General features: G+C 69.7%; 21 protein-coding genes. 13 read left to right on the forward strand and 8 right to left on the reverse strand.

All coding sequences use genetic code 11. The features are described from left to right. Window positions 1-6: 6 nt before the first annotated feature. Genes pgl through C265_RS21780 form a run of 4 tightly spaced genes read left to right on the forward strand, consistent with a single transcriptional unit; the run spans window position 7 to window position 3780 of the window. Window positions 7-687: a 6-phosphogluconolactonase gene (gene pgl, locus C265_RS21765; protein ID WP_010811162.1), complete on the forward strand. Its 681-nt coding sequence runs from the start codon at window positions 7-9 to the stop codon at window positions 685-687. A gap of 35 nt (window positions 688-722) precedes the next feature. Continuing rightward, window positions 723-1736, forward strand: a complete 1014-nt coding sequence (glk, locus tag C265_RS21770; RefSeq protein WP_010811163.1) for a glucokinase — start codon at window positions 723-725, stop codon at window positions 1734-1736. Window positions 1737-1738: 2 nt separating this feature from the next. Continuing rightward, a complete protein-coding gene (locus C265_RS21775) occupies window positions 1739-2452 on the forward strand; it encodes a response regulator transcription factor (protein ID WP_010811164.1) in 714 nt (237 codons plus the stop codon). After that, on the forward strand, window positions 2452-3780 hold the full coding sequence (locus C265_RS21780) for a HAMP domain-containing sensor histidine kinase (RefSeq protein WP_010811165.1): 1329 nt from the start codon (window positions 2452-2454) through the stop codon (window positions 3778-3780). Before C265_RS21775 ends, C265_RS21780 begins: the two co-directional genes overlap by 1 nt. A 60-nt stretch (window positions 3781-3840) precedes the next feature. Here C265_RS21780 and C265_RS21785 read toward each other — a convergent pair whose 3' ends face one another. Next, window positions 3841-4776, reverse strand: a complete 936-nt coding sequence (locus C265_RS21785; RefSeq protein WP_010811166.1) for a 2-hydroxyacid dehydrogenase — start codon at window positions 4774-4776, stop codon at window positions 3841-3843. Window positions 4777-5161: 385 nt separating this feature from the next. Between C265_RS21785 and C265_RS21790 the strand changes: the two genes are divergently transcribed. Further along, entirely contained in the window at window positions 5162-5617 is a 456-nt protein-coding gene (locus C265_RS21790; RefSeq protein ID WP_010811167.1) for a YccF domain-containing protein, read from the forward strand. 4 nt (window positions 5618-5621) lie between these two features. Here the strand turns inward: C265_RS21790 and C265_RS21795 are convergent, their stop codons facing one another. Genes C265_RS21795 through C265_RS21805 form a run of 3 tightly spaced genes read right to left on the reverse strand, consistent with a single transcriptional unit; the run spans window position 5622 to window position 7988 of the window. Continuing rightward, a complete protein-coding gene (locus C265_RS21795) occupies window positions 5622-6092 on the reverse strand; it encodes a MarR family winged helix-turn-helix transcriptional regulator (protein WP_010811168.1) in 471 nt (156 codons plus the stop codon). Window positions 6093-6136: 44 nt separating this feature from the next. Further along, window positions 6137-6316 carry a hypothetical protein gene (locus tag C265_RS21800; RefSeq protein ID WP_010811169.1) on the reverse strand — a complete coding sequence of 60 codons (180 nt, stop codon included), beginning with the start codon at window positions 6314-6316 and terminating at the stop codon, window positions 6137-6139. After that, window positions 6306-7988, reverse strand: a complete 1683-nt coding sequence (locus tag C265_RS21805; protein WP_010811170.1) for an FAD-dependent oxidoreductase — start codon at window positions 7986-7988, stop codon at window positions 6306-6308. The genes C265_RS21800 and C265_RS21805 overlap by 11 nt, the downstream gene beginning before the upstream one ends. A gap of 194 nt (window positions 7989-8182) precedes the next feature. Between C265_RS21805 and C265_RS21810 the strand changes: the two genes are divergently transcribed. The 3 genes from C265_RS21810 to C265_RS21820 all read left to right on the forward strand — a co-directional run bounded on the left by C265_RS21810 (window position 8183) and on the right by C265_RS21820 (window position 11850). Beyond that, window positions 8183-9961 (forward strand): OPT/YSL family transporter, encoded by a 1779-nt coding sequence (locus tag C265_RS21810; protein WP_010811171.1) that lies wholly within the window; start codon window positions 8183-8185, stop codon window positions 9959-9961. 123 nt (window positions 9962-10084) lie between these two features. After that, a complete protein-coding gene (locus C265_RS21815) occupies window positions 10085-11242 on the forward strand; it encodes an acyl-CoA dehydrogenase family protein (protein ID WP_010811172.1) in 1158 nt (385 codons plus the stop codon). 32 nt (window positions 11243-11274) lie between these two features. Next, entirely contained in the window at window positions 11275-11850 is a 576-nt protein-coding gene (locus tag C265_RS21820; RefSeq protein ID WP_010811173.1) for a hypothetical protein, read from the forward strand. A 101-nt stretch (window positions 11851-11951) separates the two neighbouring features. On the opposite strand, the gene C265_RS21825 is transcribed toward C265_RS21820, so the two are convergent. Further along, window positions 11952-12326 (reverse strand): hypothetical protein, encoded by a 375-nt coding sequence (locus C265_RS21825; RefSeq protein WP_010811174.1) that lies wholly within the window; start codon window positions 12324-12326, stop codon window positions 11952-11954. Window positions 12327-12497: 171 nt separating this feature from the next. Further along, a complete protein-coding gene (locus tag C265_RS21830; protein ID WP_010811175.1) occupies window positions 12498-15344 on the reverse strand; it encodes a pitrilysin family protein in 2847 nt (948 codons plus the stop codon). A 163-nt stretch (window positions 15345-15507) separates the two neighbouring features. On the opposite strand from C265_RS21830, the gene C265_RS21835 reads away from it, so the two are divergent. Genes C265_RS21835 through thpR form a run of 3 tightly spaced genes read left to right on the forward strand, consistent with a single transcriptional unit; the run spans window position 15508 to window position 18075 of the window. Then, window positions 15508-16989, forward strand: a complete 1482-nt coding sequence (locus C265_RS21835; RefSeq protein ID WP_010811176.1) for an AlkA N-terminal domain-containing protein — start codon at window positions 15508-15510, stop codon at window positions 16987-16989. Then, window positions 16986-17486 carry a methylated-DNA--[protein]-cysteine S-methyltransferase gene (locus C265_RS21840; protein ID WP_010811177.1) on the forward strand — a complete coding sequence of 167 codons (501 nt, stop codon included), beginning with the start codon at window positions 16986-16988 and terminating at the stop codon, window positions 17484-17486. Before C265_RS21835 ends, C265_RS21840 begins: the two co-directional genes overlap by 4 nt. A gap of 19 nt (window positions 17487-17505) precedes the next feature. Next, window positions 17506-18075 carry an RNA 2',3'-cyclic phosphodiesterase gene (gene thpR / locus C265_RS21845; RefSeq protein WP_010811178.1) on the forward strand — a complete coding sequence of 190 codons (570 nt, stop codon included), beginning with the start codon at window positions 17506-17508 and terminating at the stop codon, window positions 18073-18075. On the opposite strand, the gene C265_RS21850 is transcribed toward thpR, so the two are convergent. Then, window positions 18059-18682, reverse strand: coding sequence for a LysE family transporter (locus C265_RS21850; protein WP_010811179.1), 624 nt, complete (start codon window positions 18680-18682; stop codon window positions 18059-18061). The two genes, thpR and C265_RS21850, sit on opposite strands and share 17 nt — an antisense overlap. A gap of 132 nt (window positions 18683-18814) precedes the next feature. Here C265_RS21850 and C265_RS21855 point away from each other — a divergent pair, with 132 nt between their 5' ends. Together C265_RS21855 and C265_RS21860 are read left to right on the forward strand one after the other, a co-directional pair. Next, window positions 18815-19708 carry a LysR substrate-binding domain-containing protein gene (locus tag C265_RS21855; RefSeq protein WP_010811180.1) on the forward strand — a complete coding sequence of 298 codons (894 nt, stop codon included), beginning with the start codon at window positions 18815-18817 and terminating at the stop codon, window positions 19706-19708. A gap of 159 nt (window positions 19709-19867) precedes the next feature. Further along, window positions 19868-20641, forward strand: coding sequence for a flagellar brake protein (locus C265_RS21860; protein WP_037025021.1), 774 nt, complete (start codon window positions 19868-19870; stop codon window positions 20639-20641). Window positions 20642-20718: 77 nt separating this feature from the next. On the opposite strand, the gene C265_RS21865 is transcribed toward C265_RS21860, so the two are convergent. Next, entirely contained in the window at window positions 20719-21567 is an 849-nt protein-coding gene (locus C265_RS21865; RefSeq protein ID WP_010811182.1) for an IclR family transcriptional regulator C-terminal domain-containing protein, read from the reverse strand. Window positions 21568-21679 lie beyond the last annotated feature (112 nt).

Here is a 21679-nt window from a genome sequence, read left to right on the forward strand (position 1 = left end):
ACCATCATGCGTGTGTTTGAACATCCCACCCCGATGGACCAGGCGGAGGCGCTGGCCATCTCCATCGGCAATGCGCTGGAGCTGGCCATCCGCGTCAAGGGCTGGGCGGTGCTGGCGGTCTCGGGCGGACGCTCGCCGGTGGCGCTGTTCGAGCGGCTGCGCCACCGGCACGTGCGCTGGGAAGCGGTGACCATCACGCTGGTCGATGAGCGCGTGGTGCCGCCCGAGCACGCGGACAGCAACGCCGCCCTGGTGTGCGCGCACCTGCTGCGCGAGGCCGCTGCCAGTGCCGCTTTCGTGCCGCTGATTGCCGATGCGCAGGACGCTGCCGCGCCGGCACAGGCGGTGGCGCGCGCCAACAGCGCATTCCGCCAGCCAGACGTGGTGGTGCTGGGCATGGGCGAGGACGGCCATACCGCCTCGCTGTTCCCGGATGCGCCCGAACTGCAGGGCGCGCTGAGCGAGCCGCAGCCCGGCTACGTGATCACGCGCCCGTCAGCCGCGCCGCATGCCCGCATCACGCTCAACCTGGCGGCGCTGCTGGCCACCGAGCGCGTGTTCCTGTCAGTGTCGGGCGCGGCCAAGGCCGAGGTGCTCGAACGCGCGCTGCAGGGCCCTGTGCCGTCGTTGCCGGTCAGCCTGGTGCTGTCACGGCACCGGCACGGGCTTGACGTGTTCAAGACCTGACAGACTGATTCCCAAGCGGAGCGCTACCCGACACCATGGCCACCACTGCATCCTCCTGCGCTGACTTCCCCCGCCTGCTCGGCGATGTGGGCGGCACCAACGTGCGCTTTGCACTGGAAACCGCACCAATGCGGATCGGCCCGGTGACCGCGCTGAAGGTGGCCGATTTCCCGTCGCTCGAAGCAGCCCTGCGCCAATACCTCGACGGACTTGCCGCGTCGGGCAAGCCGGTGCCGCGCCACGCGGCGATCGGCCTGGCCAACCCGGTGACCGGCGACCAGGTCCGGCTCACCAACCACAACTGGTCGTTCTCGATCGACGGCATGCGGCGCGCGCTCGGGCTGCAGACGCTGGTGGCCATCAACGACTTCACCGCGCTGGCGCTGGCCCTGCCGTACCTGCCTGCCGACGGGCTGGTGCCCGTGCGTGCCGGCACCCCGGTGCGCACCGCGCCGCTCGCGCTGGTCGGGCCGGGCACCGGGCTGGGCGTTTCCGGCCTGGTGCCGGCGCCGGGCGGAGCAGCCGTGGCGCTGGCCGGCGAAGGCGGCCATATCGAGCTGATGCCCGACACTGACGACGAATGGATCGCCTGGCGCGCCGCCCATCGCAACGTTGGCCGGGTGTCGGCGGAGAGGCTCCTGTGCGGCAGCGGCCTGTCGCATATCCATGCCGCGCTGGCCGCAGAAACGGGTACGCTTTTGCTCGCGCCGCTGTTGCCGGAGCAGGTCACCACCGGCGCCTTCGAGCGCCACGACCCGCTGTGCCAGCGCGCCATGGCGGTGTTCTTCGGCCTGCTCGGCTCGGTTGCGGCCGACATCGCCCTGGTGCTGGGCGCACGTGGCGGGGTCTACCTGGGCGGCGGCATCCTGCCACGCTTCGTGCCGGCGCTGCAGGCCTCGGCCTTCGCCGAGCGCTTTGTCGCCAAGGGCCGCATGCGCGGCTGGCTGGAAGCCGTGCCGGTCCACGTCATCACCGCCAGCCACCCCGCGCTGCCGGGACTGGCGCGCGCACTGGCCGAGCAGCTCGACGGCCGCGGCCGGAACGCATAGCCATGCGCGTGCTGCTGGTGGAAGACGACGCCATGATCGGCGACAGCGTCAAGCTGGCGCTGCGCCAGGAAGGCTTTACCGTCGACTGGGTGCGCGACGGCGACGCGGGCCTGGCCGCGGCCAGCACCGCGCAGCACGGCCAGGCGTGCTATGACCTGATCCTGCTCGACCTCGGCCTGCCGCGGCGCCCGGGCCTCGACGTGCTGCGCACCTTGCGCGCGCGCGGCGTGCCGACGCCGGTGCTGATCCTGACCGCGCGCGATGCCGTCGCGGACCGTGTCGCGGGGCTCAATGCCGGCGCCGATGATTACCTGGTCAAGCCCTTCGACCTGCAGGAACTGGCGGCGCGCATGCACGCGCTGGCGCGCCGTGCCGCCGGCCGCGCAGAGCCGCTGGTCAGCTACGGTGACATCGTGCTCAACCCCACTACCCGCGAGGCTACCCACCGCGGCGAGCCGGTGCGGCTGTCGGCGCGCGAGTTCGCGCTGCTGTCCGCGTTGATGGCGCGGCCCGGCAAGGTCTGGTCGGTGCCGCAGCTGCAGGAACGGCTGTACGGCTGGGACGACGAAGTCGGCAGCAATACCGTCGAGGTTTATATCCACGCGCTGCGCAAGAAGTTCGGCGCGGCGCTGATCCGCAATATCCGCGGCGTGGGCTATGTGGTGCCGCGCCTCGATGGGGATGCAGCATCCGCGGGCGAAGGAGACACTCCCTGATGCGCTCCATCCAGCGAACCCTGCTGTGGTGGCTGGCCGCGGGCCTGCTTGCCGGCATCGCCATCGCCACGGCGCTGATCTACGGGCAGGCGCGGCAGGAAGCCAATGCGCTGTTCGACTACCAGATGAAGCAGATGGCCGCGGCATTGCCCAGCCAGTTCGCCAACCCGGTGGCGCCGCCTTTTCTGGGCGCGCCCGGCGACCTGACGCACGCCGACGAGGATGTGGTCATCCACATCTGGGACGGCTCCGGCCGCAGCCTGTACCTGTCGCATTCGCACCCGGCGCTGCCCGCGCGTGCGGAGCTGGGCTTTTCCAACGTGACCACGCAGCAGGGCGAATGGCGCCTGTACAGCATGCAGCTTGGGCCAACCGTGGTGCAGATCGCGCAGCCGATGAGCGCTCGGCGCACGCTGGCCGCGCGCATGGCGCTGCGCACCGTGGCGCCGCTGCTGTTGCTGCTGCCGTTGCTGGGCTGGCTGGTGTGGATGGCAGTGGGGCGCGGCCTGCGCCCGCTGCGCGAAATCGCCACCGAGGTGCGCGCGCGCGACGCCAACACGCTGGCGCCGCTGGCCGTGCGCCAGATGCCGGACGAGATCGCGCCGCTGAGCGCGGCGCTGAACCAGCTGCTGGCGCGGCTCTCGCACGCCATCGACACCCAGCGCGCCTTCGTCGCCGACGCCGCGCACGCCCTGCGCACGCCGCTGGCAGCGCTGCAGCTGCAGGCACAGCTGGTGGAGCGCGCCGACAACGGCGCAGCGCGTGACGAAGCCATCGGCAAGCTGCGCCAGGGGCTGGAGCGGCTGACCCACCTGGTCACCCAGCTGTTGACGCTGGCACGGCAGGAGCCGGGCGCAGCCATGCCCCGGCACGAACCGGTGGAGCTGCACCAACTGGCCGCAAGCGTGGTCGCGGACATGGCGCAGGCAGCGCTGGATCGCAATATCGACCTTGGGCTGGACGGCAGCAAGGACACATCGCCGGCGGTGGTGCGTGGGGATGTGGATGCGTTGCGCATCCTGCTGACCAACCTGCTGGATAACGCGCTGGCTTATATCCCTGCCGGAAGCCGTATCGATGTGCTGGTGGGTCGCAGCGCCGAAGGACGCGCGGTTGAGCTGGTTGTCAGCGACAACGGGCCGGGAATCCCTGCTGAAGAGCGGGCGCGCGTGTTTGATCGCTTCTATCGGGTGGCGGACGCGCCGACCGGCGGGAGCGGGTTGGGGCTGGCCATCGTGGCGGAGATCGCCCAGTCGCATGGGGCGCGGGTGGTGCTGGAGGATGCGGGGCCGGGGTTGCGGGTTAGGGTGGTGTTTGGGGCCGGCTAGGTCTTAGCTGCTGGTTGGGCTGTTGTCGGCGTACCATTGACCAATGCAAAACCTTCCTCCTCACCCCACCGGCGTCAACAACCCCTCCCCCGCAAAATGCCGCCGCACATTCTCCAGGAACTGCGTCACGGACGCCGTGATGGCCTCCGGCGACCAGCCGGCCACATGCGGCGTCAGCACGACGTTAGGACAGTCGAACAACACCACCGGCGGCGCCGGCTCGCTCTCATAGACATCCAGCCCCGCACCCCCTAGCTTGCCGGCGCGCAGCGCTGACGCCAGCGCCTCGGTATCCACCACGCTGCCGCGCGCGATATTGACGAGGAACCCGGCCGGCCCCAGCGCCGTCAGCACGCTTGCATCGACAAGGTGCCGCGTACCCGCCCCGCCCGGCGTGGCGATCACCAGGTAGTCCGCCCACGCGGCCAGCGCACCGATGCTGTCGAAGTACCGGTACCCCGCGTCCTCGCGCGGCTTGCGGTTGTGATAGCCGATCTCGAGGTCGAAGCCTTCGCCGCGCCGGGCAATACGCCGGCCGATGGTGCCCAGCCCGACGATCCCCAGCCGCTTGCCCGAGACATTGGGCCGCAGCGGCAGCGCGGTGCGCCAAGTGCCGGCGCGCGTGACCGCGTCCAGTTGCGGCACGGCGCGCACGGTCGCCAGCAGCAGCGCAAAGGCATGGTCGGCCACGCAGCTGTCGTTGGTGCCGGCGCCGTTGGCCACGGCGATGCCGCGCGCGCGGGCGTGGGCCACGGCGATGTTCTCGAAGCCCGCGCCCAGCGCGCACACCAGTTCCAGTGCCGGCATCGCGTCGATCTCCGCCGCGGTCAGGCCGGTGGAGCCGATGGTCAGTACCGCGCGGATGCGTTCGCCCTGCGTGGCGATCTGCGCGGCGCGGCCTTCGGCGTCTGGCGCGTAGAGGATCTCGAATCGTTCGGCAATGGCGTCGCGGTGGTGGGTGGCGACTTGGGTCAGGATCAGCAGCGTGGGCTTCATGGGGGACAGCGGAGCAGGCGATGGAGTCGGAGAAGGGTGACAGCGGGTGGGATGCACCCGGAGTCCGTCACGCGGATAGCGGGCAGACGTCACATTCTAGCGCTGCGGCGCCGGGCTTGCCGAAGGCGACAGCACGCGCGGAGGCACGCAGAAACGGGTACGCTTTGCCCGCGGCAGCGGGGTTTGCGATCGGTCTTGCAGAATGGAATATGCCTATAAACAAGGGTCGAACGCGTTTCCCGAAGGGCCGGCGATGCCGTTCCGCCGGTTTCGGCGAGGCACGCAGAAACGGGTACGCTTTGCTGCCACGACCCGCTCGGCGCCATGCCCGCACCACACCGTTGCGTATCATGCGTGTTCTCTTCCTCACTCGCGAAAGAATGACATGCGCGCAATCGGCAACTTCCTCTGGTTCATCCTTGGCGGCGTGGTCATGGGCCTGGCCTGGTGGCTGGTTGGGCTGCTGGCCTTTATCTCGATCATCGGGATCCCCTGGGGCAAGGCCTGCTTCGTGATCGGCACTTTCACCTTTTTCCCGTTCGGCAAGCAGGCCATCAGCCGGCGCGAGCTGAGCGGACGCGACGATGTCGGCACCGGCGCGCTGGGGCTGGTCGGCAATGTGCTGTGGTTTGTCTTTGCCGGCGTGTGGCTGGCCATCGGCCACGTGATGGCGGCGGTCGCCAACTTCGTAACCATCATCGGCATCCCGTTTGCGATCCAGCACCTGAAGCTGGCCGGCATTGCGCTGGCGCCGATCGGCCAGACCGTGGTCACCAATGAGGTGGCCGACGCAGCGCGCCGCGATGGCGCGCGCGTGCAGGTGGACAACCTGCGCCGCTGAAGGATCAGGCGCCGGCGTCTTCGGCGCCTTCTTCGTCCTGCTGGCCGGCGTGCGCGACCAGCCGGTCGAGCAGGCTGCCCAGCAGCGCCCGTTCGGCGTCGCTCAGGCAGCCGAAGATCTCTGCATTGCGCCTGGCGATCATCGTGATCGCCTGCCGGTACAGCGGCTTGCCCTGTGCTGTCAGTGACAGCACCACGCCGCGCCCGTCGGCCTCGCTGGCCTCCTTGCTGACCAGCCCGCGCGCCACCAGCGCCTGCGCCGAGCGGCTGGCCTGGCCCTTGGTCAGGTTGGCGCGGTGCGCCAGCTCGTTGACCGACAGCGGCGCAAAGGCGCCGATCGCGGCCAGGCAGCGGCCCTCGCCGAGCGGCAGGCCGCATTGCTCCAGGTAGGCGGCGGCGCTGTCCTTGTCGCTGAGCTTGTTGACCTGGTGCAGGCGGTAGGTCAGGAACTGGTCGAGGCGTGGCAGTGGCTTCATGGCGTGTCCTTGTCAGGCGTCGGCATTCTAGCGTCCTGTACTCCCTATTGCTGGCTGCGAGCCTCGGCTTCGTCGATCAACGCCAGCACCGGCGCCAGCGCTTCCTGCCGGCTCATCAGGCCCAGGCACACCATTGCCAATAGTAGCGGGGAGCGTGCTTCGCCGGCACGGCCCATGGCCTCGCACAGGCGGGTGTAGGCGAGGTCGAGGTCTTCAGCTTGCATGGCGGGCTCCGGTTTGCATCAGGGGGGCGAGGGTGGCGCGCACGGCGTCCCATGACGGTTCGCGCCAGCGTGCCAGGACATAGCCGTCGGGGCGGATGAGGTAGAGCGTGCCGGGTCGTGCGCCGTAGCGGGCGTGGGCCTGGCCGGCGACGTCGGCCAGCGCCGTGGCGCCGGCCACGTTGCCGCCGGTGACCACCACGTGTGTCTGCACGGCGTCTGGATGCGCATTCGCGAACGCGGCCAGTGGCTCGGGCAGCGTGGGCGCATCGCTGAAGTACAGCAACGTGAACCGTTGCCCGAAGCATTGCGTGAGGTGCACGACCTCGTCGGGGCCTGCCACGCGCATTTCCGGCGCGGGCAGGCCGGGCGCGGCGCCAGGACAGTCGTCGCCAAAGTCGCTGGGACCGTTCAGCGCCGAATCCGTATAGGCAATCGGTGCCGACTGCCGCGGATTGATCAGTGACCGCACCGCGGGCTCATGCTGCGCCAGACGCAGCGTGGCCTCGCGCATCAGCCGGAAGGCAAAGTCGGGCGGTGCCATGAACTCGGTGCTCTTGGCGCCGTAAGCGATGTTCTGCCGCGTGGCATGCACGCGTTCGGTCGAATAGGAATCGAGCAGGCTTTCGGGCGCCTGGCCGCGCAGCACCCACGCCAGCTTCCAGGCCAGGTTGCCGGCATCGTCCAGCCCGGAGTTGAGCCCGCGCACGCCAAAGATCGGCACCAGGTGCGCGGCGTCGCCGGCAAACAGCACGCGGCCGTGGCGGTAGTCCTGCAAGGTCAGGCACTTGGCGTTGTAGATGGAGATCCACAACGGCCGCCACGGCTCGGTCTCGCCGATCATGTCGAGGTGGCTCTGCACGCGCGGCAGCACGTTCTCCGGCTTGACGGCTTCGTCAGGGTCTTCGTCGTCGCGGATCTGGTAGTCGATGCGCCAGACGTCGTCAGGCTGGCGGTGCATCAGGATGGTCGATCCGGGGTTGGAAGGCGGGTCGAACCAGGCCAGCCGCTCCACCTCGCGCCGCGTCTTCTGCACGATATCGACGATCACGTAGCGGCCTTCGTACTGGGTGCCCTTCATGCGCAGCCCCAGTTGCTCGCGCACGGTGCTGCGCCCGCCGTCGCAGGCCACCAGCCATTGCGCGCCGACCTGCACCACGCCTGCGCCTGTCTGGATCTCGGCCACGACGCCGCTGCCGTGCTGGCGCACCGCCTGCACGCTCGCGCCGAAGCGCACATCCGCTGGCGCAGCGCCGCGCAGCGCGGCGTCGTGGGCGAAGGCTTCCAGGTAGTACTGCTGGATATTGACCATCGGGGCGAAGCGCTCGCCGGCCTCGCTGGGCATGCGGAAATGCAGCACCTCGGCATCGCGGTAGTAGCTGCGCCCGCCCACCCACGGCAGGCCGGTTTCGACGGTGGCGCGGTCTGCGCCCACCCAGCCGAGGATCTCCAGCGAACGCCGCGCCATGCAGATGGCCCGGCTGCCGGCGCAGTAGCCGTCGTCGGCTTCCACCACCAGCGCGGCTATGCCCTGGCGCGCCAGCAGCGCGGCCAGCGTCAGGCCGACCGGGCCGCCGCCGGCAATCAGTACCGGCACGCGCTGCGGCCATGGGCGCGATGACGAGGGCGGCGGTGCCGGCGGCACTGCGGCGTGGGGTGCGGTGGAGTCTGGCATGGTGGGGTCGTAGTGTCTCTGCGATGTAGTTGTGTACGCAACTATATCGACCAGATGGTTGCGCACGAAACTAGTGTTAACCCGGCCGGGAAACGGCCATCCGGCGAAAGTCGGGAACAAGTCGCACATCGCCGCAGACCGGCCTTGGCCTATGCTTCGCAAGAGGCACACTACTTCAGCCCGCCCGCTGCGCCATGCCCACGCTCCCGACCGATGCCGCACCCCGCGCCACCAGGCTGCCTTCGCCGGGCAGCTGGCAGTACCACGTGCTGCTGGGCGCGGCAGGCATGCTGGTGCTGGGCCCGCTGGGCGGCATCGCTGCCGCGTATATGAATTTCTCGCTGGGCTTCTTCGTCGGCGGGCAGGTGCTGGCGGGCATCCTCGGCTCGGTGGTGACGGCGGGCTATGGCGCGCCCGGGCGCCACGGCGCCAACTACATCCAGACCGCGGCGGCGTCGGTGGCGGGCATGGGCGGCATGGCCGTCGTGCTGCAGGCGATGGCGTGGCTGGGCATGGCGCAGCCGCCGCTGTGGCAGCTGGTGCTGTACATGCTGTGCATCGGCATGTTCGGGGTGGGTGTGGGCATGCTGTACACGCCATTGCTGGTGGACCGGATGCAGCTGACCTTTCCGTCGGGGCTGGCCGTGGCCAATATCCTGCGCGCGCTGACCGATCCGGCGCTGCTGCGGCGTTCGGTGGCGCGGCTCGGGGGCGGCATGGCACTGGGCCTGGGCTGCGGCCTGGGCGCCGCGCGCATGCCGTGGCTGGCGGCGCTGGACCTGTCGGCCGCGACCTTCGGCGCCGGGATGATCGTCGGCGCGCGCGTGGGCATTGCCGCGCTGGTGGGCGGGCTGGCCGGCTGGGCCATGACCCCGTGGTTTGTTGCCGCGGGCTGGATGGCGCCTGGCGAGCCCTATCGCAAGGCCACCTTCCTGGTGGCCCTGGGCATGATCATGGGGGCGGCTGCGGTCGATGTGGCCTTGCTGCTGGCGCAGGCGTGCCGCCAGTGGCGCGCGCGCCGCCACCCTGCGCCGCAGCGCGGGCCGGGCATGGGCTGGGTGGCGGCCTGGGCGCTGCTGTGGGGCGCGGCCACGGTGGCGGCGGGCGTGGCATGGTTCGGCCAGCCGTTGGGTTTCCAGTTGATGGCCGTGCTGCTGGTGCTGGTGTTTGCGCTGGTCAACGGCATCTCGGTCGGCATGGTCGACCAGAACCCGATCTCGTCGGCCTTCGTGCTGTCCGTGATCCTGATGGCCGCCGCCGGGCTGCGCGCGCCCCATGTCGGGCTGATCGCCGCCACGGTCTTGCTGGTGGCCACGGCCGAGGCGAGCGACATGCAGCAGGACCGCTCCACCGGCTGGCGCCTGGGCAGCGACCGCATGGTGCAGTTCGGCTACCAGGTGGCGGGCATCGTCGTGGGTGCGCTGGTTGCGGTGGCGATGGCACGGCTGTTCATGCATGCCTACCCGGTGCTGGCGCTGGACCAGACCAGCCTGCCGGCAGACCAGCAGCCGGCGCGCTGGACCTCGGCCATGACATACAAGATCGTGGGCGTGCTGCACGGGCTGGCGCAAAGCCGTGCCGGCCAGCATGTGGCAGTGGCAACGGGCCTCGCGCTCGGCCTGGCTACCGCGGTATTGCGCAAGGCCATCCTCGGCCGGCAGGCGTGGCAGCGCTTCGCGCAAGCCAGCCGGCGCGGGCGGGTGGCGGATTTCCTGCTCGATGCGGTGATCCTGCCTTCGCCCTATGCGTCATCTTTCGGTGGCTTCGTCAACCTGGCGGCGGCCGGGTGGATGGCGGCCGGCGGCGTGGTGGCGAGCGTGGCCGCCGCCGTGGCCAGGCCCGCAAGGCCGGCCCGGGGTTTGCCGCAGGATATGAGCACGGCATCGCTGGTCGGTGGCGGCCTGATCGCGGGCGATGCGCTGGCGGCGCTGGCCATCGGCGTGGCGGGCCTGTTATCCGCCACATTGGGTTGAGGCCGGCCGCGATTGTCAAATTATACTAACGCTTCTGTCCAAGTTTCAGTGGATTGTCAAATCCCGCGACCAGCGTACCATAGGCGGCCAGACTGACGCACTGGCTTGACCCGGAGAATCATCATGGCCCTTGACCAAGAATCCTTTGCCCTGCTGCGCGCCTCGGTGCAGCGCTTCATCGACGAACGCCTGAAGCCCGCCGAAGACACGCTGGAGGAAACCGACGACGTGCCCGCCGAGATCGTCGCGGACATGAAGGAGATGGGCCTGTTCGGCATCTCCATCCCCGAGAACTACGGCGGCATCGGCCTGTCGATGTCGCAGGAATGCGATGTGGTCTACGACCTGGGCCATACCGCCTTTGCCTTCCGCTCGGTGTTCGGCACCAACGTCGGCATCGGCTCGCAAGGCATCCTGATGGATGGCACCGAGGAACAGAAGCAGCAGTACCTGCCGCGCATCGCCAGCGGCGAGTTGATCATCTCGTTCGCGCTGACCGAGCCCAATGCGGGTTCCGACGCGGCCTCGCTGCAGACCAAGGCGGAGCTGGATGGCGACCACTATGTCATCAACGGCACCAAGCGCTTCATCACCAACGCACCGCGCGCCGGCGCCTTCACGCTGATGGCGCGCACCGGCGGCGCGGGCGCTTCGGGCATCTCGTCCTTCATCGTGCCGGCCGACACCCCGGGCATCTCGCTGGGCAAGCCGGACAAGAAGATGGGCCAGCGCGGCACCAAGACCTGCGACGTGGTGCTTGAGAACGTGCGCGTGCCGGCCGCCAATATCATCGGCGGCGTGCCGGGCGTGGGCTTCAAGACCGCGATGAAGGTGCTCGACCGCGGCCGCCTGCATATCTCGGCGCTGGCCTGCGGCATGGCGCATCGCCTGATCACCGACGCTGTGGCCTATGCCAGGGAGCGCAAGCAGTTCGGCAAGCCCATCGGCGACTTCCAGCTGATCCAGGCGATGCTGGCCGACAGCCAGGCCGAGCTCTACGCCGGCCTGTCGATGGTGCGCGACTGCGCCCAGCGCTACGACGCCAAGCCCGCCGGCAAGAGCGATCCGGAGGTCAGCATGCTGGCCTCGTGCACCAAGATGTTCTGTACCGAGATGGTGGGCCGCGTGGCCGACCGCGCGGTGCAGATCCATGGCGGCGCCGGCTATATCGCCGAGTACAAGGCCGAGCGCTTCTACCGCGACGTGCGCCTGCTGCGCCTGTATGAAGGCACCACGCAGATCCAGCAGCTGATCATCGCCAAGCAACTGCTGCGCGACTGACCAGGTAAACGCCCCGCGCGGCAGGAGTCGACATGAACACGATGCAGTTACGCGGGCCGGACAGCCCGCTGCAGGCAGGGCATGATGGCGATGCGCCGCACCGGCTGCGCGCCGTGGTGGCAACCTATCGTCCCACGCTGCAGGCCTATACGCTGGCGGTTTCGCCGGCCGAGCTGATGGCGCTCTGCGCGCTGCCGGCAGAGATGGCGGGCGGTGTGGGCGGCACCTGCGATCCACGCGCGCACGCGCACCTGGCGCGCTTGCGTGGCGAGGTCCAGGCCAGCGGCATTGCGTTGCCGGGTGCAATCGTGGTCGCGGTCAGCGGCGGCAGCCTGCAATGCGAGTCTGACCACCTCTACACGCTGTCGCTGCATCCGCGCCGTGGTGACCGGCTGATCGTGCTGGACGGCTATGAGCGGCTGCTTGCGCTTGCGCATGGCGAACGGCGGCAATGCAAGACGCTGGTGTCGGCGGTGCTGTGGCGCGCCGCGCTGGATGTTGCCGCGACGGTGCCGGCGGCGGAGGCCGCCAACGAAACGATCGACGCGGCCGTAGCGCAGTCGTCGTGCGCGGCGCGTTGGGCCAACGCCACGCGGGTGTGGCATTGACCGGGGCACCGGGCACGAAGAACGTGCTCAGCGCAATATGACGGAAGCCGCCTGCATGGCGGCTTTTTCTCTTCTAGTGGCCCGGCGTGCGCGCAAGCCGCTTATTGCGGCCACACGCCATCGACATCGCGCAGCAGGTGGCCGGCGAGGATATAGTCCCCGAGCCGCGTGGCCTTGGCCTCGAGGTCGAGCAGTTCATGGTCCGCCAGCGTGCCGAGATCGAACTGGCAATAGAGATTGCGTTGACGGAACGTGGCCTTGGGTTTGGCCAGCCCTTCGATCAGGGCTTCGCGGGAACGGACGGCGATGCTTTCTTGTCCGCGATACTGCACCTTGATACCGCGCTTTTCTCCGAGCCTGCCGAGTTCGACGGCATCCTGCCATCCTGTCTCGTAGTCCAGCTCAAGCGCCAGCACGCCTTCCGAGGCCAGAAGCCTGAGCGCTTCTGCCTTGCTGCCAGCTCGCACGATTGACATCCACACCTCTTATATCGACTTATACTGTACGAATATACAGTCAACCCGGGGTCGCGGCAAGGGGCTTGCACCGGACGCCTGCCGAGCGCTCCCTGCCTTGCCGCTGCGATGTTGCGCTGGCCGCGCCTGCGGCCTTTCGCCAGTGCAGCCGAATATTGTTTCCCGCGTATGTCAGGGCTGCGCCTGCGGTGCCGCGCCGGCCGCTTCGTTGCCTGTGCTGCCGGCCGCGCCGGAGCCACTTCCGCTGCCGGTTGCGCCCGCCTGCGCCGGTGCGCCGCTGAAGTCGCCAGCATAGACGCGCGACAGCGTGCCTGGCTGCATGTAACGCCGAATGGCCGCGTTGACGGCGTCCGGCGTGGCGTTGCGCAGGCGCTCTTCGAGTTCGGCGGTGAAGGCCATGGTGCGGCCCAGGTAGAGCTGGTTGGCCAGCGCGCCGGCCAGCGCGGCGTCGTTGCTGCGGCTGACCATGCCCTGCTGCAGCAGGCCGCTGACGGCCTCGGCCAGTTCCTGCGCGGTGATGCCGTCGCGCACGAAGCGCTCCAGCTCCTCGGTCACGGCGCGTTGCAAGCGCGGCAGGTTCTGCGGTGCGTATTGCGCCTGCAGGCCGAAGCGTCCCGCGCGGTCGAGCGCGCCCACCTGCACCCAGCTGCTCGCGCCATAGCTCAGGCCTTCCCGCTGCCGCAGCCGGTCAGCCAGGCGGCCGCGCAGGCTGGCGCCGCCGAGCACGCGGTTGGCAATCATCATCAGCGCATAGTCCGGCGCGTCGTTGGTCAGGTCGATCGGCGTGGAGGCCAGGTAGATGGCATTGGCCTTGCCCGGCGCGGGCAGCGTGAACTCCGCCGGCGGGATCGGCACAAAGGGGCGCTCGACGCGCGCGTAGGGCTGTTGCGCGCTCCAGTCGCCGAACAGCTGCGCTGCCTGCGCGGCCGCGGCCGCGGCATCGAAGTCGCCCACCAGGCTCAGTTGCGCATGGCCCGCGCCATAGAAGCGTGCGTGGAAGTCGCGCACCTGCGCCAGGGTGGCGGCCTGCAGGTCGGCGATGTTCTCGGCAAAGGTGCGCGCATGGCGCGGGTCGCCAGCGGGGTAGGGGTCGCCATGGCGGCCCAGCGCGTTAGACGCCATCACACCCGGCTCGCGCCGGATGCTCTCGATCTCCGCGATGCTGGTCTTGCGCAGCGTCTCAAACTCCGCCTCGGGGAAGGTCGGTGCGCGCAGCAGGTCGCGCAGCAGGGCCAGCAGTTCCGGCAGGTGCGCGCGGCGCGTCTCGAAGCTGACGGTCACGCGCTCAGAGCCGCCAGAGATGCCGACGCGCGCGCGCAGCGCCTCGATGCGGTCGGCGATCTGCTGGCGGTCCATGCCAGCCGCGCCGCGTCGGAGCATGGAGGCGGTCAGCGCGCCCACCGTGGTCAGCCCCTGCAGGCTCTGCGTGTCGCCGATGCGCAGCACCAGCGCGCCGTGCACCACTTCACCGCGCGCAGGCTTGGGCAGCAACGCCAGCTGCATGCCGTTGGCCAGCGTCTGGCGCGTGGTGTGGGCCTCGATATTGGCGGGGCTGGGATCGAATGCCGCCACCGCGGCCATCGCCTGCCTGCCCTGGTAGCCGCTGACCATGGCCGTGACATCGGGCGCCGGCGGCACCTGCGCGCGCGACGGCTGCTCGGCGGGAAGGAACACGCCCACGGTGCGGTTCGAGGCCTGCAGGTAGTTCAGCGCCACGCGCTGCACGTCTGCCAGCGTGGTGGTCTCGATGCGGTCGCGCGCCAGGAAGAACAGGCGCCAGTCGCCCTTGGCGATGGCCTCGGACAGCGCCACGCCGAGCGCGCCGGGATCGTTCATGTAGTGCTCGTACGCGTTGCGCATGCGCACGCGCGCACGTTCCAGCTCGGCCTCGGTCACGGGCGCCTCGGCAAAGCCCTCGACCTGCGTGATCAGCCCGGCGCGCGCAGCCGCGAGCGGCTGGTCTTTGGACGTCTCGACCATGAGCAGCAGCGCGCCCGGGTCCTTCATCGCATAGAGCGCGGTGCCGACCGACACGGCCTGGCCACGCTCGACCAGCGCCTTGTACAGCCGCCCGCCCGGCGTATCGCCGAGGATGAGGGTCAGCAGCGAGAGTGCCGTGCTGTCCGGATGCGCACCCGGGCTGACGTGGTATTGCGCGGCGACCAGGCTGTTGTCGCCGGGGCGCATCACTACCAGTTCGCGCGCGCCTTCCTGTGCGGGCTCGACGGTATGCTCGGGCGGCAGCACGCGCGTCGGGCGCGGGATTGGCCTGAAGTAGCGCTCGATGCGTGCCAGCGTGGCGGCGGGATCGAACTTGCCGGCCACCACCAGCACCGCGTTGTCGGGCTGGTAGTAGCGGCGATAGAAGGCGCGCAGGCCGTCGATGCTGACGTGCTCGACATCGCTGCGCGCGCCGATCGGGGCCTTGCCGTAGTTGTGCCAGCGGTAGGCGGCGGCCATGGTCTGCTGCATCAGCATGCGCCCGGGGCTGTTCTCGCCCATTTCCATCTCGTTGCGCACCACCGTCATCTCGCTGTCCAGGTCGGCACGCGAGATCACGCTGTTGACCATGCGGTCGGCTTCCATGCGCAGCGCCCAGTCGAGGTTTTCATCGTTGGCGCTGAAGGTGCCGAAGTAGTTGGTACGGTCCTGCGCGGTGGTGCCGTTCACGCTCATGCCGCGCCGGGCGAACTCGGTCGGGATGGTCTTGCCGGGCAGCGATGGCGTGCCCTTGAACAGCAGGTGCTCGAGCAGGTGGGCCATGCCGGTCTCACCGTAGTTCTCATGGCGGCTGCCGACCAGGTAGGTGATGTTGACGGTGGTGGTGGCCTTGGCCGCGTCCGGTGCCAGTACGATGCGCAGGCCGTTGGGCAGGCGGTATTCGGTGATGCCTTCGACCGATGCCACCTGCGTGGCCATGGCAGGCGTCGTCATGGGGGCGGTCTGCACCGGCTGTGCCAACGCCGGCGCGCAGGCAAGCGAAGCAAGCAAGGACAGGTGCAGGGCAGTGCGGCGCATGGCATCTCCGGGCGGGCGGTGGCAGTGGGTTGGCGGGTGAGGCACGAAGCGCATTCTAGCCGCCGCCCCTGCCAGGAACTGTGCCGCAGCCCACGCCCGCGCGCCAGAGGGAAATGTCCGAATCCAGCGGGTAAGCGGTTGCCGGTAGCGGTAGCATGCCGTCATGCACCTCGATCCCGACACCTGCTACAAGGCCGTGGCCTCGCACGACCGCCGCTTCGACGGACGCTTCTTCGTGGGCGTGTCGTCGACCGGCGTGTACTGCCGGCCCGTGTGCGCAGTACGCACGCCCAAGCGCGAAAACTGCACCTTCTACGAGAGCGCCGCGGCGGCGGAGAAGCATGGCTTCCGCCCCTGCCTGCGCTGCCGTCCGGAGCTCGCGCCCGGGCATGGGCTGGCCGATATTTCAGGCCGGCTGGCGCAGGCAGCGGCCACGCTGATCGACGAGGGCTTCATGGCCGAAGGCAGCGTGGCCACGCTGGCGGCGCGCATCGGCGTGACCGAGCGGCACCTGCGGCGCCTGTTCGATGCGCAGTTCGGCGTGTCGGTGCTTGAGTACGCGCAGACGCAGCGGCTGCTGCTGGCCAAGCGCTTGCTGGCCGACACCGCGCTGCCGGTGACCGAAGTGGCGCTGGCGGCGGGTTTCGGCAGCGTGCGCCGCTTCAACGATGTGCTGAAGACCCGCTACGGCCTGACGCCGCTGGCGCTGCGCCGCCGCGCCGCCGACGGCGTGGCCGACCGGCTGGTGTTCGACCTGGGCTACCGCCCGCCGTTTGCCTGGGAGGCATGGCTGCGTTTCCTGGCTACCCGCGCGGTGGATGGCATCGAGGCGATCCGGGACGGCACCTATATGCGCACGCTGCTGGTGGATGCCGGCGGCAGCACGCACACCGGCTGGGTACGGATCGAACACGTGCCGCGCCGGCTGGTGCTGCGCGTGACGTTGTCGGCCTCGCTGGCGCGCGTCATTCCGCAGGCGCTGGGCAAGGTGCGCCGCCTGTGCGACCTGGGCTGCCGCCCGGACGTGGTGGACCGGCACCTGGGCGAGCTTGCCGAGGCTATGCCGGGCGTGCGCCTGCCGGGCAGCGTCGATGGCTTCGAGATCGCGGTGCGCGCGGTGGTGGGGCAGGTGATCTCGGTGGTGCAGGCGCGGCGCATCCTGGGCGCGCTGGCGCGGCACGCGGGACAGGCGCTGGACGGCACGCCCCCGGACGGCCTGCGCTACACGTTCCCGAGTGCCGCCGCCATTGCCACACTGCCAGAGCAAGGCTTGCGCGATGCCGGGGTGTCGGCGGGCAAGGCGCGCACGCTGCTGGCGCTGGCGCAGCGCGTGGCCAACGGCACGCTGGCCCTCGATGCGCACGCGCAGCCGGAACTGACCGTGGCGGCGCTGCGCGAGGTCGACGGCATCGGCGACTGGACCGCGCAGTATGTCGCCATGCGCGCGCTGGGCTGGCCCGATGCGTTCCCCGGCACCGACTATGCGCTGCGCAAGGTGCTGGGCGTCAGTACCGTGCGCGCGATGCACGAGCGCACCGCGCAATGGGCACCGTGGCGTGCCTACGCCGCCATCCACCTGTGGCATCGCTACGAGGCGATGAAGGACGCGGCCAGCGCCGCGGCCGAACCGGAGACGATCACATGACCAGCTATCGCCATATCGACAGCCCGCTCGGCACCATCCTGCTGCGCGTGCAAGGCGCACACCTGACCGGCCTCTTCTTCGCCGGGCAGAAATACCATCCCGCGGGCATTGCCGACAGCCGCGATGTGCCGCCGGCCGATGCCGCGGTGCTCGACCGCGCCGCGTCGGAACTGGCCGAATATTTCGCCGGCCGCCGCGATACCTTCACCGTGCCGGTGCGCTTTGCCGGCAGCCCGTTCCAGCAGCGCGTGTGGGAGGCGCTGCTGGCCATCCCCTGCGGCGAGACCGCGTCGTACGGCGAACTGGCCCGCACCCTGGGCCTGCCGCCCACGCATGCGCGCGCAGTCGGCGGCGCGGTGGGACGCAACCCGCTGTCGGTGATCGTGCCCTGCCATCGCGTGCTGGGCAGCGCCGGCGCGCTGACCGGCTACGCCGGCGGCATCGAGCGCAAGCGCGCCTTGCTGCAGCGCGAAGGCGTCGGCACCACGCCCGGCTGATGGCGCTGGCCGCGCTGCCATGCCGCGCCTGTTCATTGCCGTGGAAGTCCCGCCCGCGCGGGCGGCAAGGCTGCTGGCGACCCTGCCGCCCGCGCACGGTGTGCGGCCGGCAGCGCCAGAGCAGGTCCACCTGACCCTGCACTTCCTGGGTGAGTGCAACGTGCCTGGCGCCGCGCTGGAGGCCGCGCTCGACAGCATCCGCGCGCCTGCCTTCCTGCTTCAGGCGGCCGGTACCGGGCGCTTCCGCAGCGGCCAGGGTTCGGTGCTGTGGGCAGGCCTGGCGCCAGGTCCCGGCCTGGACGCGCTGCGCGCCCTGCACGCCGATGTCGGGCAGGCGCTGGCCGGGGCCGCGGGCATTACCCCAGAGCGGCGGCGCTTCCATCCGCACCTGACGCTGGCGCGCTGCAAGCCGTCAGTGCCCGAAAGCGTGCTGCGCGCCTGGCTCGACACGCACCGCACGCTGGCCAGCGAGCCCTGGCACGTGCAGCGGCTGGTGCTGTTCGAAAGCCGACTCGGCCCGCAAGGCCCCCAGCATCTCGTGCGCCAGGCCTGGCCACTGACGCAGGCTGGCCCTACGCCAGGTTGCTGAACCCCAGCGCCACGCCCAGCCCGCACAAGGCCGAGCCGATGGTGCGGTCCAGCAGCCGCTGGCGCCGCAGCATCGCCGCGCGCAGCGCCGGCGCGGTGAATACGCACGCCACCAGGCTGAACCACGCCAGGTGCGCCACCGACATGAATCCGCCATAAGCCCATTGCACCGGCACCGGCGTGTGCGCACCGACCACCTGGGTGTAGGTGCTGACCACGAACAGCGTGGTCTTCGGGTTCAGCGCATTGGTCAGGAAGCCCATGCGCAGCGCCGCCCACGGCCGCAGCGTGCGCGCACCTTGCAGGTCTGCTGCCAGCGCCTCGCGGTTGCGCAGGGTCTGGACGCCGATCCACACCAGGTAGGCCGCGCCCAGCATCTTCACCACCGTCAGCATGCTGTGCGCATGGGCCATCAGCAGCGCCACCCCGAACATCGTATAGAGCACATGCACCTGCACCCCCAGCGCGATTCCGAGGGCGCTGAGCAGGCCGGCGCGGCGGCCGTACAGGTAGCTGTTGCGGGTCACCATGGCGAAGTCCGGGCCCGGACTGACAACGGCCAGCACGGTCACGGCGGCGACCGCCAGGGATTCGGCGATTGGGGGCATTTTCTGTCAGGTTACGTTGTAGTTATCCGGAGATCGCCACATCGGGAGATCCGGGCGTACCCAATTCTGCGTGCCGGAAAGTGCCGCCACAACCGATATATACTCGCGCAATTACGTGAGAAAAACTGACTGATGCACTGGCTGGGCTGGATCCGATTCTTCGAGGCCGCGGCACGCCACGAAAGCTTTGTCCGGGCGGCGGAGGAACTGCACCTGACCCATGGCGCGGTCAGCCGGCAGATCCGCCAGCTCGAGGACACGCTGGGCGTGGCGCTGTTCGAGCGGCGCAACCGCGGCGTCTTCCTGACCGAGGCGGGGCGCACGCTGTTCGCGGCATCGACGCAATCGATGGAGGTGCTGGCCGGCGCCGCCGCGCGCATCCGCACGCAGCCGCCGGGGCGAGCGCTGGTGCTGTCATGCGAGCCGACCATCGCCATGCGCTGGCTGATCCCGCGGCTGCCGCGCTTTGCCGCGCGCCATCCCGATATCCCGCTGCACCTGATGGCTGCGGGCGGGCCGATCGACTTCACCCGCAGCGGCGCCGACCTGGCACTGCGGCGCAATGACTTTGCCTTCGATGCGCGCTGGCACGCGCGCGAGGTAGCGCAGGAACGGGTGGGGCCGGTGTGCCGGCCACAGCTTGCGCAGGGGGCAGCCACGGTCCCGGCGCGGCTGCATACGCGCACGCGGCCCGAGGCATGGCAGCGCTGGCAGGCGGTGCGCGGCGATGCCGCCCCCGCCGTGCAGTGCGACGGCGACGCCTGGTATGAACATTTCTACCTCAGCCTGCAGGCCGCCGCAGCGGGGCTGGGCTGGGCCATGGCCTCGCAGCTGATGGCCGCCGACGAGATCGCCGATGGCCGGCTGGCCGCGCCGTTCGGCTTCGTTGCCGACGGAACGGCCTATCATTTGTTGTCGCCCGCGCCGTTTGAACACGACACGCGCCGGCTGGTGCTGCTGGCGTGGTTGCGCGAAGAGGCGCAGGCAACGCTTGCTGCGCCGCCGCCTTTACCCCCGGACGCCTGAAAGCGCCGTGCGCGCTACCCCCCGGAAGTCTGTGCTCAAGTTCTGCCACAGATCTGCCGAAGTGAGAGCATGCGTCTTGCCGGGCATCGGGACACGCGCTTAACATGCGCGCGGCCGGCAGGCCGAAGCCCCCGTACCCGGCGATCCCAGCCACTCCAGATGTTGCGTGAATCCATGAATCAGCACGATGCCTCCGGGCCAGCCGATAACGGCGCCGAATCCGACATTGAGCCGGCGGATGACCGTTATCGCCTGACGCACAACTCGCAGATCGGCACCGTGCTGCGCGACCTGTCCTGGCAGAAGTGCATGCTGAGCGTGCGCACCCGCACCGGGCACCAGTTCGTCACGTCGGTCCTGCACGTCGACCCGGTCGACCGCACCTTCGTGTTCGACTGGTGCAACGCGGAACCCGAGCGGATGTCGCTGATGACCTCGGATGAAAATGCGTTCTCGGGGCTGTTGCGCGGCGTGCCGGTCAACTTTGTGGTGGGCCAGCCGGCCGCCATGCGCTATGAGGAAGGCCCGGCCTTCGTTGTCGAATTCCCCGAGAAGCTCTACCACTTCCAGCGCCGCCGCCATTTCCGCGCGCGCACGCTGGTGACCAGGGGCTACCGCTGCGAGATCCACATGTCGGACAAGACCGTGCTGGGGCTCGATATCGCCGACCTGTCGCTGTCGGGCGTGGGGCTGCGCTCGAAGACGGTCTCGGCAGAGCACCTGCCGGTCGGCACCACGGTCGGCAAGTGCCGGCTGGACTTCCGCGAACTGGGCAAGCTTGAGCTGGACCTGCAGGTGGTTGGCCACTGGCTGGTGGGTCATGACGACAGCGCCATCCACCATTTCGGCTGCGCCTTCATCCATCCGGACGGGCGCATGGAGAACTTCCTGCAGCGGCTGGTATTTGCGCTGGAACTGGCGCACCGGGGCTGAAGCACTGGTGCCGAGGCCGCGCAACCCGGACCCGGCTTACCTCAATCCCGTGCGGCTGCCCGGGTAGTCAGCGGCAATCAGGAGCCGATCAGCCGGCCAATTGCCGCCGCGGCTTCGCGTATCGGCGGCAGCAGCCGCGAGATCATCTCTGTTTCAGAGACACGCGCGGCGCGCACGCTCACGCTCAGCCCCGCCAGCACGATGCCCGAGGCCGAGCGCACCGGGACGGCCATCGCGCGCAGGCCCGGTTCCAGCTCCTCATCGACGATCACATAGTCCACTTCGCGGGCGCGCTCGAAGCATGCTTCCAGCTCCTGGCGCGAGACCTTGGTCTGCAGCGTGCGCGGGCGCAGTTCGGCGTGCTCGAAGAAGCCGTCCAGCACCGTGGCGGGCTGGTGCGCCAGCAGCAGCCGGCCGTTGGAGGTGCAGTAGGCCGGCAGGCGGCTGCCCATGCCTAGCGAATAGTTCAGCACCCGCTGCACTTCGGAGCGCACCAGGTACAGGATGTCGGTGCCGTCCAGGATCGCCAGCGTGCAGGTCTCGTGGATGCGCGCGCTCAGGTTGTCCAGGATCGGCTGCGCCAGAGACACCAGCGAGGTCGACGAGAAATACGCGTGGCCCAGGTGCAGCACGCGCGGCCGCAGCGCGAACTGGCCGTCCTGCTGGCTGACGTAGCCGAGCTGTTCCAGCGTATAGAGGCAGCGCCGCACCGAGGCGCGCGACAGCTGCGTGCGCTGCGCCACCTGCGAGATCGTCAGCGGGCGCTTGCGTTCCGAGAACGCCTCCAGCACGGTCAGCCCGCGCGCCAGCGACAGCATGAAGTTGGGATCGCCGGCAAAACTGGCGAGCAGGTCGGCCTGGGGCCGGGCAACGCGGACGGTGTCGGCCTGTGCATGGCCAAGACCGAGGGGGCGGAGGACGTCCATTGGGAGGTGTGTTGTCTGGGCTTGTTGTCCGATAATCGCGCAATCTTAAACCGGCTGGCCGCCAGGGGCCAGCCTTTGCTGCATGCGCGCATCGCCCGCATGGCACGCGGGC

This window comes from Cupriavidus sp. GA3-3 (assembly GCF_000389805.1).
Lineage (GTDB): Bacteria > Pseudomonadota > Gammaproteobacteria > Burkholderiales > Burkholderiaceae > Cupriavidus > Cupriavidus necator_D.